General features: G+C 59.4%; 10 protein-coding genes and 2 pseudogenes. 3 read left to right on the forward strand and 9 right to left on the reverse strand.

Features of this window, described 5'->3' with window-relative positions; translation table 11 throughout:
* The first annotated feature begins 151 nt into the window (after positions 1 to 151).
* Positions 152 to 1924, forward strand: coding sequence for an acyl-CoA dehydrogenase C-terminal domain-containing protein (locus AB4O09_RS18995; protein WP_028236552.1), 1773 nt, complete (start codon positions 152 to 154; stop codon positions 1922 to 1924).
* Positions 1925 to 2020: 96 nt separating this feature from the next.
* Here the strand turns inward: AB4O09_RS18995 and AB4O09_RS19000 are convergent, their stop codons facing one another.
* Both AB4O09_RS19000 and AB4O09_RS19005 read right to left on the reverse strand, forming a co-directional pair.
* Positions 2021 to 5044 carry an EAL domain-containing protein gene (locus AB4O09_RS19000; protein WP_027912379.1) on the reverse strand — a complete coding sequence of 1008 codons (3024 nt, stop codon included), beginning with the start codon at positions 5042 to 5044 and terminating at the stop codon, positions 2021 to 2023.
* Complete coding sequence (locus tag AB4O09_RS19005; RefSeq protein ID WP_028236553.1) at positions 5032 to 6051, reverse strand: substrate-binding domain-containing protein; 1020 nt, start codon at positions 6049 to 6051, stop codon at positions 5032 to 5034. The genes AB4O09_RS19000 and AB4O09_RS19005 overlap by 13 nt, the downstream gene beginning before the upstream one ends.
* A 734-nt stretch (positions 6052 to 6785) precedes the next feature.
* On the opposite strand from AB4O09_RS19005, the gene AB4O09_RS19010 reads away from it, so the two are divergent.
* Positions 6786 to 6926, forward strand: a complete 141-nt coding sequence (locus AB4O09_RS19010; protein WP_155252598.1) for a hypothetical protein — start codon at positions 6786 to 6788, stop codon at positions 6924 to 6926.
* 131 nt (positions 6927 to 7057) lie between these two features.
* Here the strand turns inward: AB4O09_RS19010 and AB4O09_RS19015 are convergent.
* From AB4O09_RS19015 to glnQ, 5 genes and pseudogenes are all read right to left on the reverse strand, one after another.
* Positions 7058 to 7177 (reverse strand): annotated as a pseudogene (locus AB4O09_RS19015) (LysR family transcriptional regulator); the annotation flags it as partial.
* Positions 7178 to 7302: 125 nt separating this feature from the next.
* Entirely contained in the window at positions 7303 to 9045 is a 1743-nt protein-coding gene (locus tag AB4O09_RS19020) for an OPT family oligopeptide transporter (RefSeq protein ID WP_039011591.1), read from the reverse strand.
* Positions 9046 to 9303: 258 nt separating this feature from the next.
* Positions 9304 to 9711 carry a VOC family protein gene (locus AB4O09_RS19025; protein ID WP_003200614.1) on the reverse strand — a complete coding sequence of 136 codons (408 nt, stop codon included), beginning with the start codon at positions 9709 to 9711 and terminating at the stop codon, positions 9304 to 9306.
* Positions 9712 to 9734: 23 nt separating this feature from the next.
* Positions 9735 to 10160, reverse strand: a complete 426-nt coding sequence (locus AB4O09_RS19030; protein ID WP_013693001.1) for a YciI family protein — start codon at positions 10158 to 10160, stop codon at positions 9735 to 9737.
* A gap of 140 nt (positions 10161 to 10300) precedes the next feature.
* Positions 10301 to 10419: pseudogene (gene glnQ, locus AB4O09_RS19035) on the reverse strand (glutamine ABC transporter ATP-binding protein GlnQ); the annotation flags it as partial.
* A 64-nt stretch (positions 10420 to 10483) separates the two neighbouring features.
* On the opposite strand from glnQ, the gene AB4O09_RS19040 reads away from it, so the two are divergent.
* Positions 10484 to 11734 carry an MFS transporter gene (locus AB4O09_RS19040; RefSeq protein WP_460053191.1) on the forward strand — a complete coding sequence of 417 codons (1251 nt, stop codon included), beginning with the start codon at positions 10484 to 10486 and terminating at the stop codon, positions 11732 to 11734.
* Positions 11735 to 11766: 32 nt separating this feature from the next.
* Here the strand turns inward: AB4O09_RS19040 and AB4O09_RS19045 are convergent, their stop codons facing one another.
* The gene (locus AB4O09_RS19045) at positions 11767 to 12828 is read right to left on the reverse strand and encodes an HD-GYP domain-containing protein (RefSeq protein ID WP_053162335.1); all 1062 of its coding nucleotides are present in this window, start codon (positions 12826 to 12828) and stop codon (positions 11767 to 11769) included.
* A complete protein-coding gene (locus AB4O09_RS19050) occupies positions 12813 to 15713 on the reverse strand; it encodes a sensor histidine kinase (RefSeq protein WP_460053189.1) in 2901 nt (966 codons plus the stop codon). Before AB4O09_RS19050 ends, AB4O09_RS19045 begins: the two co-directional genes overlap by 16 nt.
* Positions 15714 to 15797 lie beyond the last annotated feature (84 nt).

Genomic DNA, 15797 nt, shown 5'->3' on the forward strand with positions numbered 1-15797 from the left:
ACGCCAAAAAAACCCAGGTATCGCTGACAGCCCCGGCGTCTCACCGGCCGTCTCGTGGGCCGGCGAGCACCCGCACGTCAGCGGGGCCTGGGATCGTGATCCGCGCAACTGCGGCCATCCAACCTCCTTTCCTTGCATGAGGCTCATTGCAATGCCCGAATTCAACGCCCCGTTGCGCGACATGCGTTTTGTCCTGCACGAAGTCTTCAACGCACCGAACCTCTGGGCCCGCCTGCCCGCGCTGGCGAATACTGTCGATGCCGCCACCGCCGATGCGATTCTCGAAGAAGCCGCCAAGGTCACCCATAACCTGATCTTTCCACTCAACCGCAGCGGCGACGAGGAAGGTGCCCAGTGGCACGACGGCCAGGTCAGCACACCGGGCGGCTTCAAGGCCGCGTATTGGACCTACATCGACGGCGGCTGGGTTGGCCTGAGCGGCAACCCGGCCTATGGCGGCATGGGGATGCCAAAGATGCTCGCCGTGCAGTTCGAAGAAATGCTCTACGCCGCCAACTCCAGCTTCGCCCTGTACTCGGCGCTGAGTTCCGGCGCCTGCCTGGCCATCGACGCCCACGCCAGCGAAGCACTCAAGGCGCTGTACCTGCCGCCGATGTATGAGGGTCGCTGGGCCGGCTCAATGTGTCTTACCGAGGCCCATGCCGGCACCGACCTGGGCATCATTCGCACCCGCGCCGAACCCCAGGCGGATGGCAGCTACCAGATCACCGGCAGCAAGATCTTCATCACCGGCGGTGAGCAGGACCTGACGGAAAACATCATTCACCTGGTCCTGGCCAAGCTGCCGGATGCGCCCGCCGGGCCCAAGGGCATCTCGCTGTTCCTGGTGCCGAAAATCCACGTTGATGCACAGGGTATGCTGGGGGAATCCAACGCCGTCAGCTGCGGTTCGATCGAACACAAGATGGGCATCAAGGCCTCGGCCACTTGCGTGATGAATTTCGACGGTGCCAGTGGCTGGCTGATCGGCGAGGCCAACAAGGGGTTGGCGGCGATGTTCACCATGATGAACTACGAGCGGCTATCCATTGGCATCCAGGGTATTGGTTGTGCCGAAGCCTCGTACCAGAACGCCCGTCGCTATGCCCAGGAACGCATCCAGAGCCGGTCCCCCGCAGGCGCCCAGGCCAAGGACAAGATCGCCGACCCGATCATCGTCCATCCCGACGTGCGCCGCATGCTGCTCAGCATGAAGGCCATGACCGAAGGCGGCCGGGCCTTCGCCTGCTACGTCGGCCAGCAACTGGACCTGGCCAAGTTCTGCGAACACTCCCAGGAGCGACACGACGCCGAAGCCTTGGTGGCCCTGCTGACGCCAGTGGCCAAGGCGTTCTTCACCGACACCGGCCTGGACAGTTGCATCCATGGCCAACAAGTATTCGGCGGCCACGGCTACATCCGCGAATGGGGCCAGGAACAACTGGTACGCGATGTGCGCATCGCTCAAATCTATGAAGGCACCAACGGCATCCAGGCCCTCGATCTGCTGGGGCGCAAAGTAGTGGGCAACGGCGGCGTGGCCCTGCGGCTGTTCACCACTCAGATCCGTGACTTCGCTTACCTGCCCGGCGCCGCCTATGCCGCCGAGCTGCTGGACGCCGTGCAACGCCTGGAAAACCTCAGCGACTGGCTGCAGCAACAGGCCAGCCTCGATCCCCACGCCATCGGCAGCGCGTGCGTCGAGTACCTGCACCTGTTCGGCTACGTCGCTTACGCGTACATGTGGGCACGCATGGCCCAGACAGCCGAACACCAACACGCCACAGACCCTGCGTTCTATGGTGCAAAGCTGGGCACCGCGCGCTTCTACTTCAGCCGTCTGCTACCGCGCATCCTCAGCCTGGAACAAAGCATCCGCGCTGGCAGCCCGTCATTGTTGCAACTGCAACCCGAACAGTTCTGAGGCTGGATAACACCGAACACCTGCACACCCGTGTGGGTGTTCGCGCCTGATTGCAGGCTTGGCCGGCACAGCAGCGCGCTAGCGCACGCTGCGTCATCAACGCCCGGACATTGGACCGCTCGGGCGTTTTACCTCGCGTTTTTTTTGCCTGACCGAACCAGGGCTGGCAAGGCGGCTTGGTTCAGACACTCCGGACGTACGCAGTAACCGGCTGATTTCCTCCGCGCTGACCGCCTTGCTGAAAAAGTGCCCCTGGATTTCATCGCAGCCGTTATCACGCAAGAAGGTTTGTTGCTCCTCGGTTTCGACCCCCTCGGCAATGACCTTGAGATTCAGCTTGTGCCCCAACGAAATCACGGCGGTGGCGATGGCTTTGTCGTTCTCGTTGTCAGGTAGATCACGCACGAAAGACTGGTCGATCTTGAGTCTGGCGATCGGGAAGCTTTTCAATGCGGCGAGGCTGGAATAGCCGGTGCCGAAGTCGTCGATCGAGAGGCTGATCCCCATGGCTTGCAGGGCCTTCATTTTGCTGATGGCTTGCTGAAGGTCTTGCATGATCAGGCTTTCGGTCAGCTCCAGCTCGAGGTACATCGGGTCCAATCCGGTTTCCTGCAAGGCATGCATCACCCGGTCGATCAGGTCCCTTTCGATGAACTGGCGAGCCGAGATGTTCACCGACATGGTGATCGGCGGCCAGCCGGCATCCTGCCACGCCTTGTTCTGTCTGCAGGCGGTATGAATCACCCAGTCGCCGATGGGTACGATCAGCCCGGTCTCTTCGGCCTGGGGAATGAACTTGATGGGAGAGACCATGCCCAGCTCGGGATGCTGCCAACGGATCAATGCCTCCACGCCGATGATCTGGCCTGACTGCAAATCCACTTGTGGCTGGTACAACAACAGGAACTCGTCGTTGTAGAGTGCGCTTCGCAGCCCATCTTGCATGGCGAGCTTGCCCTGGACCTTGTTATTCATCTCGCTCGTATAGAACTGGAAGCTGTTGCGCCCCAGCTCCTTGGCCCGGTACATGGCGGCGTCCGCATTGCTGAGCAACGTGTCGGTATCGCTGCCGTCGGCCGGATATGTGGCCAGTCCCATGCTGCAGGTGACGTGAAGCGTATGGCCGCCGAGTTGAATCGGCCGCAGGATGGCTTCCTGGATTTTGTGCAAGACTGGCGTCACGCCGTCCAGGTCCGAGGGTTGGTCGAACAGGATGATCACAAACTCGTCGCCACCCAGTCGCACGACAGTGTCGGTACGCCGCACACACCCCAGCAGGCGCTGGGCGACGGTTTTCAGCAGTTCGTCCCCGGCACTGTGCCCAAGGCTGTCATTCACCAGTTTGAACTTGTCCAGGTCGAGAAACACCACTGTCACCAGCCGGTTGTAGCGCTGGGCATAAAGCATCGCCTGCTTGAGGCGGTCTTCGAGCAGCGTGCGATTCGGCAGCCCGGTCAGTGCGTCATGGTCGCCCATGAAGCGAATGCGCTTTTCGGTCAGTTGGCGCTCTATCGCAATGCCGGCAAGCGGTGTCGCCAGGTCGATCAGTTGCGTCTCGGCCGCGCTGGGGCTGCGCACGGTGTTGGCATACAAGGCAAACGTACCCAAGACCTTTCGCTCATGGGACAGGATCGGCGTCGACCAGCAGGCGCGAAACCCATAGGGCGCAACGAGTGAACGGTATGCTTCCCATAGTGGATCCTGCTCGATGTCCGTGACGATGACCGGCTCTCGTCGATACGCCGAGGTGCCACATGAACCGACGTTCGGACCGATTTCAATTCCGTCGATGAGCTGGCAATAGGCTTTCGGCAAACTGGGTGCAGTCCCGTGCAGCAGGTGTTTACCCTCCTCATCCAGCAGCAGGATGGAGACCTTCATGCCCTCCAGTTGGGACTCGACCAGGTGGGCCAGGCTGTCGAGCACTTCTGTAAGCTCGGTGCTCCTGGCGATCAGTTCCAGGACATGACCTTGCCCGGTACGGATGATCGCTTCTTGTTCCAATCGGTCGTTTTGCACGGCGAGCCGCTCTGTGGCGATACTCAATTGAGCCGTTCTTTTCTCCAGCTGAAGCCGGTCTTCGAGAAATTGATTCACCGCCCGCGCCATGTTGCCGATCTCGTCCTTCCCATGGTCGGCCATCAGCAAATGCGTTTTGTCCGTGTGTTCCTGACGCAATTGCCGGCTAATTTCATTCAGGCGCACGAGCACATGACGGCCCATGAAAACCCGGGTCACGAACCAGGCGAACACCAGGCTGGCGCCCAACATGATCAGCACCCATTGCTGGCTGCGATTCGAGGCCTCGACCAGACGCTGCACCGCTTCGCGATAGTCCTGGGTGTAGGCGCTCGATTGCGTACGGGCCACCGCGACGAGGCCCCCGGCCTCGTTCTTTAGTTGCTCGTTGAAGCGCTGCAGGACGTTATGTTGATCGATGAGCGTCTGGCGCAGGGAGAAGAGATCCGGCGTCTGCACGTCAGCGTCGGATAACGCGCCTGCGGTGCGTGGCAGGCGCTCATATCGGGCCCGCAGCCGTTGCACGGCCTCACTGTCAACCGCCTGCGGCAGATCGAAAAGCAGCACCGCCAGCTCCAGGCTGGCCCGGGTGTTGGTCGCCGTCAATCGAGCGGTGTGGTCCTCCAGGGTCTGCTCGAAGGTGACCTCGGTTTGCAGCAGGCTTTCTCGCAGTTGCGCAACGATGTTGGCGGTATTGCGGAACATCTGACTCGACTGATGCATATCGAGTATCGCCACGCCACTGTTTGCGGCAGTCAGTTGCTGCACCAGTTGATCGAGCGCTTCAAGCTGTTCGACGGTCGCCGCATAGCTTGAGCGCAGGATGTCGGAGGAACGGGTTGTCAGAAGCTGGTCGGTCTGGCGTTCGATCAGCAAGGTGCGCTGCACCATGTCTTGCCCATTTTGCATGCGGACCAGTCGTTCATCCGTCAACTGGCGAGTGGCGCTGTTTGAGGTGCGCAGCGCGTAGACCGCCGTAGCACCGCCTGCCAGGATCAGCAGCGCCAGCGTCAGGAACGCCAGGGTGAATTGTGCGCGCAGCGATTGTGGCAAGAGCTGGCGTCCAAACCGGGAAGTCATATCCAACGTCAGGGATTCCATTGGTGGCGATAGATGTCTCGATAGCCATTGTCAGGATCGTACTGGAATTTTTTCCCGCCATCGAAGGCGATATTGTCGTTATTGACCAAATGAATCGGCGCGACGAAGCCGCTCACTGGCTGACCTGCAAACAGCCGGTTCAATTCATCCATCACTTGCCAGCCGTGCTGGTTGAGCGGCTCGGCCACAGTCACGGTCTGGTAGGTCTTTGCCTGTATGCGCAAGAAAGCCGAAGCGCTGCCGTCACCGGCAGACAACAGACTGATGCCATCACTGGGTATGGCGGCGCTGGTCAGCGAGGCAATCGAGTAGTCGAAATAGATGTCGTTGATGGCCAACGTATGGGTCCAGCGCTTGCCATAGCGCTGAAGCAGTTCCTTGGTGATCGCCGGCATCTTCTCGCCACTTTCGGAGATCGCCACATCGCGCACCTCCAGCAACGTACATTCACGACAGGCCCGAATGACGTCTTCCATGGCCTTGGCTTTCGCCATGGCAATGCTGTACTTGGAGTCGGTCAGGATGACCACGCCGGCGCGTCCGTTTGACTGCGCCACTGCCGCCATGGCCGTGAGGCGCGCCACTTCAAGCGGGTCGGTGGTGACGTTCATGGCCACCGGCGTACCGTCAATCGGCCCCGGGCGTACTCCGGCGTGCCAGCCAACCACCGGTACCTCCTTGTTGGCGAAGAGCAGCAGCGCCGCCTTGTTCTCAAGGGCATCGGAGCCACACAGAATAAGGCCGTCGGGCTTCGCAGCCAGGGCATCGGAGAACGCCTTTGCGCGTCCAGCCGATGAGCCAGCACCATCGAATATCTTCAGCGTCCAGCCCAACGCGCTGGCGGCCTCCCGGGCACCCTGCGCGACACCGACAATGCCTCCGTTACGCAAATCTTCTGCGACAAGCGCGATGTTCTTGCCCCGCTGGGCTTGCGGGCCAGATTCAGGGCCGCTCCAGCGAACGGCACCGAGGGTGGCCTTGGAAACGATTTCCTGCGCTTGAATCACCGTGACCGTGGCTTTTCCGAGACCCGCTGCGGTTGGCAGGTCCTGACCGTATCCGGAAGTGGCCATGAAAACACAGGAAACCGCTATTGAGGCCATTCGCAGTCGCCAGGGCCTTACTAACCTGGGCCCAATCGAACAGGTTCGATCACCGCATGTGATGCCGTGTCTGGGGCCGGTGGTGCGATCAATGTCTGGCATGACGTCCCTTTTTGCCAAGAATGCAGTGTTCCGAAAGAATAGTCGGTTCTGCTGCCATCAGCTCCTTTGTGGGTAAAGGGAATTTCCAGCGGGAGCGAGCCCGTTCCCACAGGTTTCGTTTCTTAACTGAGCGGCATTTCCCTTTATCCCACCCCTTTCCTTTTTAACGCCTGAATATCGGTGCCTGCAGGCTATCCCGACCGCTCCTCAAAGCGTCTACTACAGCCGCCATGGCGCCAACTTATTGGCATAAAAACCTACCTAATAAAAATAAATTAATACAGTGACGGTTTCCCGACGCACGGTACCAATGCGCCATTGCTGGGGGTTCAAATCGAAGCTCATCATCCGCAAGCAACCCCGCAAAACGTTTAGGCCACCGACCTGGACTACAGGAAGTAATCAATCGCATCACTCAATGGAGCAACACCGAGATGATGACTGTTTATTTTGTTGTGATGACGATCTGCAGTGGCTTCGAAGGCTGTGTCGATGAACGACAACCAGGGCCAACCTTTGCTTCCAAGGCAATGTGCATGGAGACGGCCAGAGTCATGGCGCCGCGCAAAGGGGTGAAGTTCAAGTGTCGCAAAGAACGTACCTTGGTGGTCCATGAGACGCTGCCGGTAGAAGGTTACGGCAAGATTGTCTCCACCAAGACCGCAGCCCAGCCTTAGCAATTTGACCCTCGTCGACAACGAAAAACCCAAAACCACCCAGCTTTCGTGGACTGAGTGGTCTTGGGGCTGCCCACCGCGCCTTGAACCGGCCGATTGATGGGGAGCCAATTGGCAACACAACCCCTTGCTCAGAGCATGTGTCCGGCCCAAATCTTGCGCTCGACCAGATCGGCGGCAATCTCGATGAAGGCGTCCCCGACAAACTTGGCCGCGGGGCTGACCCGCCTGTCCGCAGGGAAGACCTGAACCGGACGGCTTGGCAGGCTTGCTGCTTAGGTGTGTGTATATCCGTTGCCGCGGTAACGGATATACACACCTCTCTGAAGCGCGCCCATCGCATTGACGGACCCCAACCGTCGATAGTTACTCCATCTCACCCATTCCCAAGCATCTGCCACAACGACGCCCCCACCCCGGTAATGCTCTCCCCGGCAATCAACCCCGCCGCCGCGGTGATGGCGAAACGTTCCGTGAGGCTCGGCCAACGACAGCTCACCAGCCACGTCAGCACCGCACCAAGGGCCATCATCAGCGACACCGAGGCCGGCAAGACGAAGGCCAGGCCCAAGGCCGCCGTGCTTGGCAGGTAGCGAGCCAGATGCGCCGGCAGCAGGCTGTCGAGGATTCCCAACAACAAGCCGACCAGGCCGCCGATGAAAATCGCCCAGCGAATGCTCGCAGACAATGAATCCAGGCCCAGGGTCAAGGTTTGTGCCACAGCCTTCCAGGTAGCGACCGCCGGGGCCGGCCACTCTTCGGTGAGCAGCATGGTTTGCGGGTCCGGGATCAGGGCCAGGTAAGCCAACACCCCGACGATGCTACCGACAAAAATCCCCAGGGTCTGGGCGATCAACTGCTTGCGCGGCGTGGCACCAATCGCCCGGCCTACCTTGAAGTCGTTCATCAAGTCGGTGCACTGCCCGGCCGAACCACCGGCGGTGTTGGCGCTCATCAGGTTGATCGGCACCTGCCCCGGGGCGACGATGCCGAAACTCAACTGGGACAATTGGCCGATAGCCCCGATCGGCGGAATGCCCGTGGCGCCGACCACTCGGGCGGCCACCGCCGCCAGGCAGATCGCCAAGGGAATGGTCAACAAGGCCATCCACGGATTGATGCCGAACAACAGCACTTGCAGGCTCACCACCAGGATGATCGACAGTACGAAACCGACGGCAGGCCCAGGCTTGGGTATCGTCCAGATCGCCCCGCCGCCCGCCTTGGTGGACCGATGCAATGCCCACAAGCGAATCGCCAACGAGGCCAGGGTCGAGCAGACCATCAGGCTCACCCCCGGCCAGAGCAACCACTCCACCAACGCAGCGAACTGCGGACCGCTGCCGCCGTGCGGCAACCGCACCAAGCCTTGCGCCAGCAGCCACGGCGCCAACCCGCCCCACGCCAGCAAGGCACCGAGCAGCAGGGTCAGGCCCACGCGAATACCGATGATTCCGCCAAACCCCACTAACAACAGCGAAGGGTCGGCGGTAAACGTCAGGCGCTCCAGTTGGGCGCTCGGAGACCAGCGCGGGATGGTCCACATGAACGTGTCGACCGCCTTGACCAGCCCGGACAGCAACGCGGCGCTGAGCAGCACCTTCAAGCGCGTCGCAGCTTCGTGGCCGTGGTTGTAGATATGCAGCAGGGTTTCGAGGGTCGCCATGCCCTCGGGAAACTTCAGCGCCTTGTCATTGAGCAGTGAGGGGCGCAGGTACCAGGCAATCCAAATCCCCAGGAAGCTCACCGAAAAGACCCAGGCCACCATGGGAATGGCGTCCAACTGCTGGCCGGTCAGCAAGGTATAGGCCGGGATGGGCGCGACCAGCCCACCGGAAATGATCGACGCAGCGGCAGAGGCCACGGTCTGGTTGATGTTGCTTTCGTGCAGTGTCCAGGGCAGCCGACCCACCGATCGACTCGCCAAGCCTTGCCAGATGCCATAGCCAACCAGCAAGGCAATGATCGACATATTGAACGACCAGCCGATCTTCAACCCGGCATAGACATTGGAAGGTGTCAGCAGGATACCGAGGACGATTCCCGTACTGACCGCACGTGGACTGAGCTCGCGTTCGACGGCGGCGTTCAAGGGGAATGTGGACGAGGTTGGATGCATGCGAAATCCTTATCGGCACTGGAGGGCAGCCGCCGGATTCAGACTGATCCCTTGTGGGAGCGAGCTTGCTCGCGATAGCGGTGGATCAGTTACAGAGATAGAGACTGACACTCCGCCATCGCGAGCAAGCTCGCTCCCACAGGACCACTTGAAACGGCAACTCAATAAGTGAACGCAGTATTGGCGCAAGGTTCACCTGACAGAGGCAAACCCTGGAGCGTGCTCACCCAAGTCGTCCATCCGTGGGCTGCGCTCGACTTATTTTTCCCCCTCGCAATTGACCATCCAGGCAATCCCGAAACGGTCTTCGAACATGGCAAAGCGTTCCGCCCAAAAGGTCTTCTCCAGGGGCATGTACACGCTGCCACCTGCACTCAAACCATTGAACAGCCGCTCGGCCTCCTCCACGCTGTCGACGTTGAGGGAAACCGACACGCCTTGCGGCTTGCGAAACGGTTGGCCCGGTGGGCAGTCGGAGGCCATCAGGCTGAAAGCGCCGACGGTCAGGCAAGTGTGCATGATCAGGTTGGGATCCTTGGGCATCCCGGTTTCCTCGGGGGCCTCGGCAAAAGACATGGAAAACAGATCGCCGCCCAGTACCTCCTTATACAAGGCGAAAGCTTGCTTGCAGTTACCGTTGAAGGTCAGGTAAGGAATGATTCTCATGGTGGGGTCTCCTGTGGTCGGTTTCACGATTGATCGGACATCTGCGCCCGCAGGCGTTCTTCCTGCTCGCGCAACTCGGGGGTAAAGGACTCACCGAACTCCTCGAGCTCGAAGATCTGGCGGATCTCGATTTCACTGTCGCTGACCATCGGGTTCGGGCAGCGCTTGACCCAGTCGATGGCCTCCTGCAATGACTGGACCTTGAAGATCCAGAAGCCGGCGATCAGCTCCTTGGTTTCAGCAAAGGGCCCGTCGATCACCGTCCGGTCCTTGCCGGAAAACTGCACGCGCACGCCCTCGACACTGGGGTGCAGGCCCTCACCGGCGAGCATTACCCCGGCCTTGACCAGCTCTTCGTTGTAGGCACCCATGGCGGCCAGCAGTTCTGCGCTGGGCATTTCTCCGGCTTCCGATTCCGGACTGGCTTTGACGATCACCATAAATCGCATGCTCTGATCTCCTGAGAGTGGATGGATTAGGCCGTCCGTGTGGCGGCTCTATGGGTTAATCGAATGGCATTGGCCGAAATCGACAGCCCGCTACGAATATTTTTTTAACAGACGCCAGGCTAGGCTATTGGACTTCATCCTCAATGCAGGATCTGGCTCAGGAACAGCTTGGTGCGGTCGTTCTGCGGATTGTCGAAGAGGTCGGTTCGACGATTGCATCTTTGCCCATGAAGATCACCCGCCCGACATCCACAGTTCGACGCACCTCGAAGTGAGGAACCTGTCGATCCCATAGTCTGTGAGCCACCCTGGAGGAGATGGCGATGACACACACCCGCTTTTATGGAAAAACCGTACTGGCCTGCACGTTCATCCTGGCGATTATCGGCTGGGGGATCGGCTTCTATGGGCCGCCGATTTACATGCAAGCCGTCATGGAGCGCACGGGTTGGCCGATCGCCCAGGTCTCGGCTGCCGTGACCTTGCACTTTCTCAGCGGCACGCTTGTCATCGCCAACCTGCCGCGCCTTTACGCGCGCTTCGGGATACCCGCCATCACCCTGCTGGGCAGCATCGTCCTGGGCATTGGCGTAAACATCTGGGCTCACGCCAACCAGTTATGGGTGCTGTATACCGGCGCCCTCTGCTCGGGTATCGGCTGGGTGACATTGGGTGCTGCGGCCGTTAACACCCTGATCGCGCCGTGGTACGTCAAGGAGAGACCCAAGGCCCTGGGCAAGGCCTACAACGGCGCCAGCCTGGGTGGGGTGATCTTTTCGCCGCTGTGGGTGTTGTTGATCGAGCGTTTCGGCTTTGCCATGGCGGCGCTGGTGATCAGCATTGTCGCGGTGCTGCTCATAGGCGCCTTCGCTTTCCTGGTCTTCAACAAAAGCCCACAAAGCCTGGGGCAACATCCCGACAATGCAGACCAACCGGAACCCGTGCCGATCAGCGCCAGCGCCACGCCGTGGACCGCCATGCAGACCCTCCGCTCGGCAAGTTTCCGCACCCTGGCAGCCGGTATGTCCTTGGGGCTGTTCGCCCAGATCGGCTTGATCGCGCACCTGTACTCGATCCTGGTGGGTCGCATGGGGGCGCATGAGGCCTCATTCGCCATGGGTCTGGCCACTGCCAGTGCGATGGGCGGGCGATACGTCGCCGCACGCTTGATGATCCAAGGCGTGAACCGCCGACAACTGGCCTGCCTCGGTTATGTCATCCAGATGCTGGGCACGCTGATGCTTCTCGGCCTGGATCTTCACCCGACAGTGGCCTGGATAGCCGTGGTGTTGATCGGTTCAGGCATTGGCAATGCCACCTCCTTGCCGCCACTGATAGCCCAGACCGAGTTCAGCCGTGAACAAACCGCCAGGGTAATCGCCCTGATGGTCGCGATCAGTCAAGCCACCTACGCCTTCGCCCCGGCCTTTTTCGGCCTGGTGCGCTCGCTCTTCCGCGATCCGAATCACGCCATCGTCGCCGTCGTGACAGCAGCGGTCGTCGTGCAGGGGCTCGCCATTTGGTCGTTCTTTCGGGGCGTGTCCGCTCGCTGCTTCAAGAAAACCGCTTTCTGACCGCTCCCCTTGGCCAGGCAGTACGCTGAACATCAGCCCTCCTGCGCATCAGGCAGGCGCAAGCGATCTATTTCGTCAAAGAGATTACAAAAGACATCCACCAGGAAAGGATCGAACTGGGTACCGGCTTGTTCGATGATGAAACGCCTGGAACGCTCGACATCCCAAGCCTGCTTATAGGCGCGAGGCATCCTTATGGCGTCATACACATCACATATCGCCACAATCCTTGCCGATAACGGGATCTCCTTGCCTTGCAATCCCTTGGGATAGCCGGTGCCATCCCAACGTTCGTGATGCGACAGGGCAACTTCCGCTGCCAGGTCCGTCAACGGAGAGCCCTCTGGGTCATGCAGGATTTCATAACCAATGCGGGCATGCTCCTGCATGATCGCCCGCTCCTGCGAGGTCAATGCTCCAGGCTTTTGCAGAATGGCATCTGCAATGCCGATTTTTCCAACGTCGTGCATCGGTGCAGCCATCCTCATGAGGTCACACCATTGCGCGGGCATGCCGATTGCCTTGGCCAACAAAGCCGCGGACTCGCCAATACGGACAATATGCTGCCCCGTGTCGTCATCGCGATAGCTGGCTGCTCGACTCAAGCTGCTGTTGATCGCCCTGTAGCTGGAAGCCAGCTGGGCCGTGCGCAGTTCCACTTTGCGCTCAAGTTCAGCATTGACGTCGCGCAGGAGCTTGGCCGCCTGCGCCAGCTCCAGGCAATTACGCACCCTGAGCAGCACTTCAGGCAGATCAATGGGTTTGGAGATGAAGTCGTTGGCGCCCATTTCCAGTCCTTTGCGCCTGTTCTGCTGATCACTCAAGGCCGTCACGATGATGACCGGTGATTCCGTGCGGTCACGTGCATTGAGGCGATCAAGGATCTCAAAGCCGTCGGGTGCGGGCATGTCCAGGTCCAACAACAGCAGGTCCCAGGCGTTCGCAAGCAACCAGTCCAGTCCTTTGGCAGAGTCGCTGAATGTGGTGATGTTCTGCAGGCCCACGGCTCGCAAGCATGAATCCAGAAGCCGGAGGTTAGTGGCCACGTCGTCGATAATGACGATCCTGCTTTGCGCATCTACTTTGGCAAACATACATCCGCCCTCCCCGTGGCGAGCGTCAATACCAGACTACGAATACTCTGCCTCTCCAATGGAGAAGAGACGATGGCCTGGCATTCAAGCTGGCCAACCGAAGCGTGATCGACGGCCGCACGGACCACGATGATCGACATGGCAGTCTTTGTGATACGCGTGCGCAAGCCGCTGAAAAAAGTGTTCAGCACCGGCACTGGGTCGGCAGTGGCGACGATCAATACGCTGACCGCCGTGGCATCAAGCACGAGACCCGCTTCGGGCAAAGTATCAACCCGTTCCAGCTCGAAGTCGCCGATTAACGCCTCTCGAACCACCTCAGCATCCTTGGGGTCGTTACTCACCAACAACACGCGTGGCAAGGCTATCGCCGACATTTTGGACTCGTTCCCCGGCACAGGAAACGCCGCCGAGCACAGGTCGATCCAGAAAGTCGTCCCGACTTCGACGTGGCTTTCAAAGCCCATGGTGCCGTGCATCAGGAGCGCCAGATCTCGGCACAACACCAAGCCAATGCCAGTCCCCTGGATGGACGAGTTCTCTTTACCCAAACGCTGGAAGGGTCTGAAAAGCTCGCCCTGCAAAGCCGGGGAAATACCCATGCCGGTATCCGTCACATAAAGACGAAGCCTGGCTCCGTCCTCGACAACCAAAGCCCCCAGAGTAATGTCTCCACCGGGCCGGTTGTACTTGATTGCATTGGATAACAGATTGATCAGGACCTGCTTGAGGCGACGCTTATCCGCCCAGACATGCCATGTATCCAGGGGAGCATTGATGTGCAACGTCTGGCCATGCGCCGAGACTTGCTGCTGGACCAAGTCAGCGCAGTTGGATAACAGGCTTGCCACGTGTACGGGCTTGAGATCCAGCAGTGGCTTCTCGGCCTGCAAGCTGGAGAGGTCCAGCAGATCGTCAACCAACTGCATGAGGTGTTCACTGGCCTTGATGATTTCCTCCAGGTTGGCCGTCTCTTCCAATGCCGGGGCAGGCGACTGCATGAGCCCCAACTGGGCAAACCCGTAGATCGCATTCAATGGCGTACGCAGCTCATGGCTCATGCTGGAGATGAATTTGGACTTGGCAGTACTGGCGGCCTCTGCCTCCAGGGTTTTCTCCCGCAGATCCAACTGGGTCTGCTTGAGTGTCGTAATGTCGACACACGCCACGACCACGACACTGGAATCATCCAGCCGAGAGGGCTCCAGCGTACGGCCCCGGCAAAGGATCCAGATCAGCTTTCCATGCACGTCCCTGATCCGGAACTCCACTTCCGGCGCCACGCTTGCACTGCCCCTGGCCTCCTCCAGAAACTGGGTGAAGGTTTGCCGATCTTCAACGGGAATGTTCTCCAGCAATCTCGCCATCGGCACTTCATTGACGGCAAAGCCGAAACGCTGGCTCAGGGCACCCTTGAGAATAAAACGCTGCCGTTTCGGGTAGTACTCCCAGAGCCCTTCGGCAAAACTCTCCATGACCAACTCCAGACGCTGCTGTGTGGAGCTGCGTATGAATTCGGCCTGGGCCAACTGCCTGTCCATCCCCAGTGCCTGGTCAGACATTGACCACAGTTCGGTGATATCGGAAGGACTTGCCGCTGGTTGCCAGTTACCCCGGCCGATCTCTCGCATCATGCGAGAGACCCCTTGCACCGGCGTGCTCAACTGGCGACTGAGATCACGTGTGCGCCACCACATGAAGGCAAAGAACAAGGCATAGAACACAACCAGCCCCGCGACCAACAGGTACCCCACTTCGCGGTAATGACTGGCAAGCAGATTGGTTTCCTGCATCGCCGCCGCTTCGTCCACTACCGCCAACAAGAGCCAGCCGGTGGTGGGGATCTCGCTCCAGGCGACCAGGTGAGGCCGTCCATTCAACGTCAGCGCAACAATGCCCTCTGGATGACCCGGCAAGTTCTTATTGAGACTGGCGAGGTCCGGATAACGAGAGAGGTTCAAATCCGGCGATTGCAGGCGCTCGCGATCAACAGGCTCTCCAGCGGGCTGGTTATCGACGGCTCGCAGGGAAAAGTCACGTTGCCCCGCCTTGGGCACGGCCATGATATCGAGCTTATTGTTGACCAGCATCAGGTAGCCACCCCAAGGCATCTTCAACTGCTCTATTTGCTTCAAGATGCCATCGACCGTTACGTCGACCCCGGCTACGCCCTCCAGGAAGTCGCCGCTGTAGACCGGCGCAATGGCAGACATCATCCACCCCTGGCCGGCGGGATCCAGGTAGACATCGGTCCAGACTACTTTTTTATCAGGATTATGTTTTGCATCGGCCAAGTAGTAGAAGTTGTATTGGGTGATGTCCATATCATGTGGGTACTGCTCGAGCGTATTAAACCAGGGATAAATCCGGTTATAACTGTCCCACGTATTGAAATAGATGCTGGCAATCAGAGGATCCCCGTCCTTCAACTGCTTCATCATGAAGTCCTGATTCGCCAGCAGCGATATCTTGTAGAGGTCCTGCTTTTTCAGCGGGGTGACATTCGAATAAAACGAGGCGGACGCTCCGTCGTTTGCTGCGCTGTAACGGACACCATCGGCACTTGCTGAAAGCGATGCCGCCACGGGAGGCTGGTTTTCGGTGAGCTCATGCTCAGTGGACTTGGCATAAAGACTGATCGTTTTGTGAACCTGCTCCAATTGTTCTTGCACCAACAGCGCATTCTGCTGAACCGATACCTGAATGTCTCGTGTTGCACTTTGATGCAGGTGCTCGATCTGGGAGTTTCGAATGGACTGGTTCGTGATGAAATAAGTGCTAATCAGCACGCCTTCCACCAAGACGAGCGGCAACAGGCTGGTACTGGCAAACGCCCGCCAGATCCATCTGCGCAAACTGACCCTATTCTTTGAAGCTGCTTGCATAGATACGCTCGTTGCGCCGGCCACACAATTGATATCACAGCGGCATCATTGTGGTCTCATCCTTGATATCTGTCCAAGGTAACC

Source organism: Pseudomonas sp. H1_F01 (genome assembly GCF_054681425.1).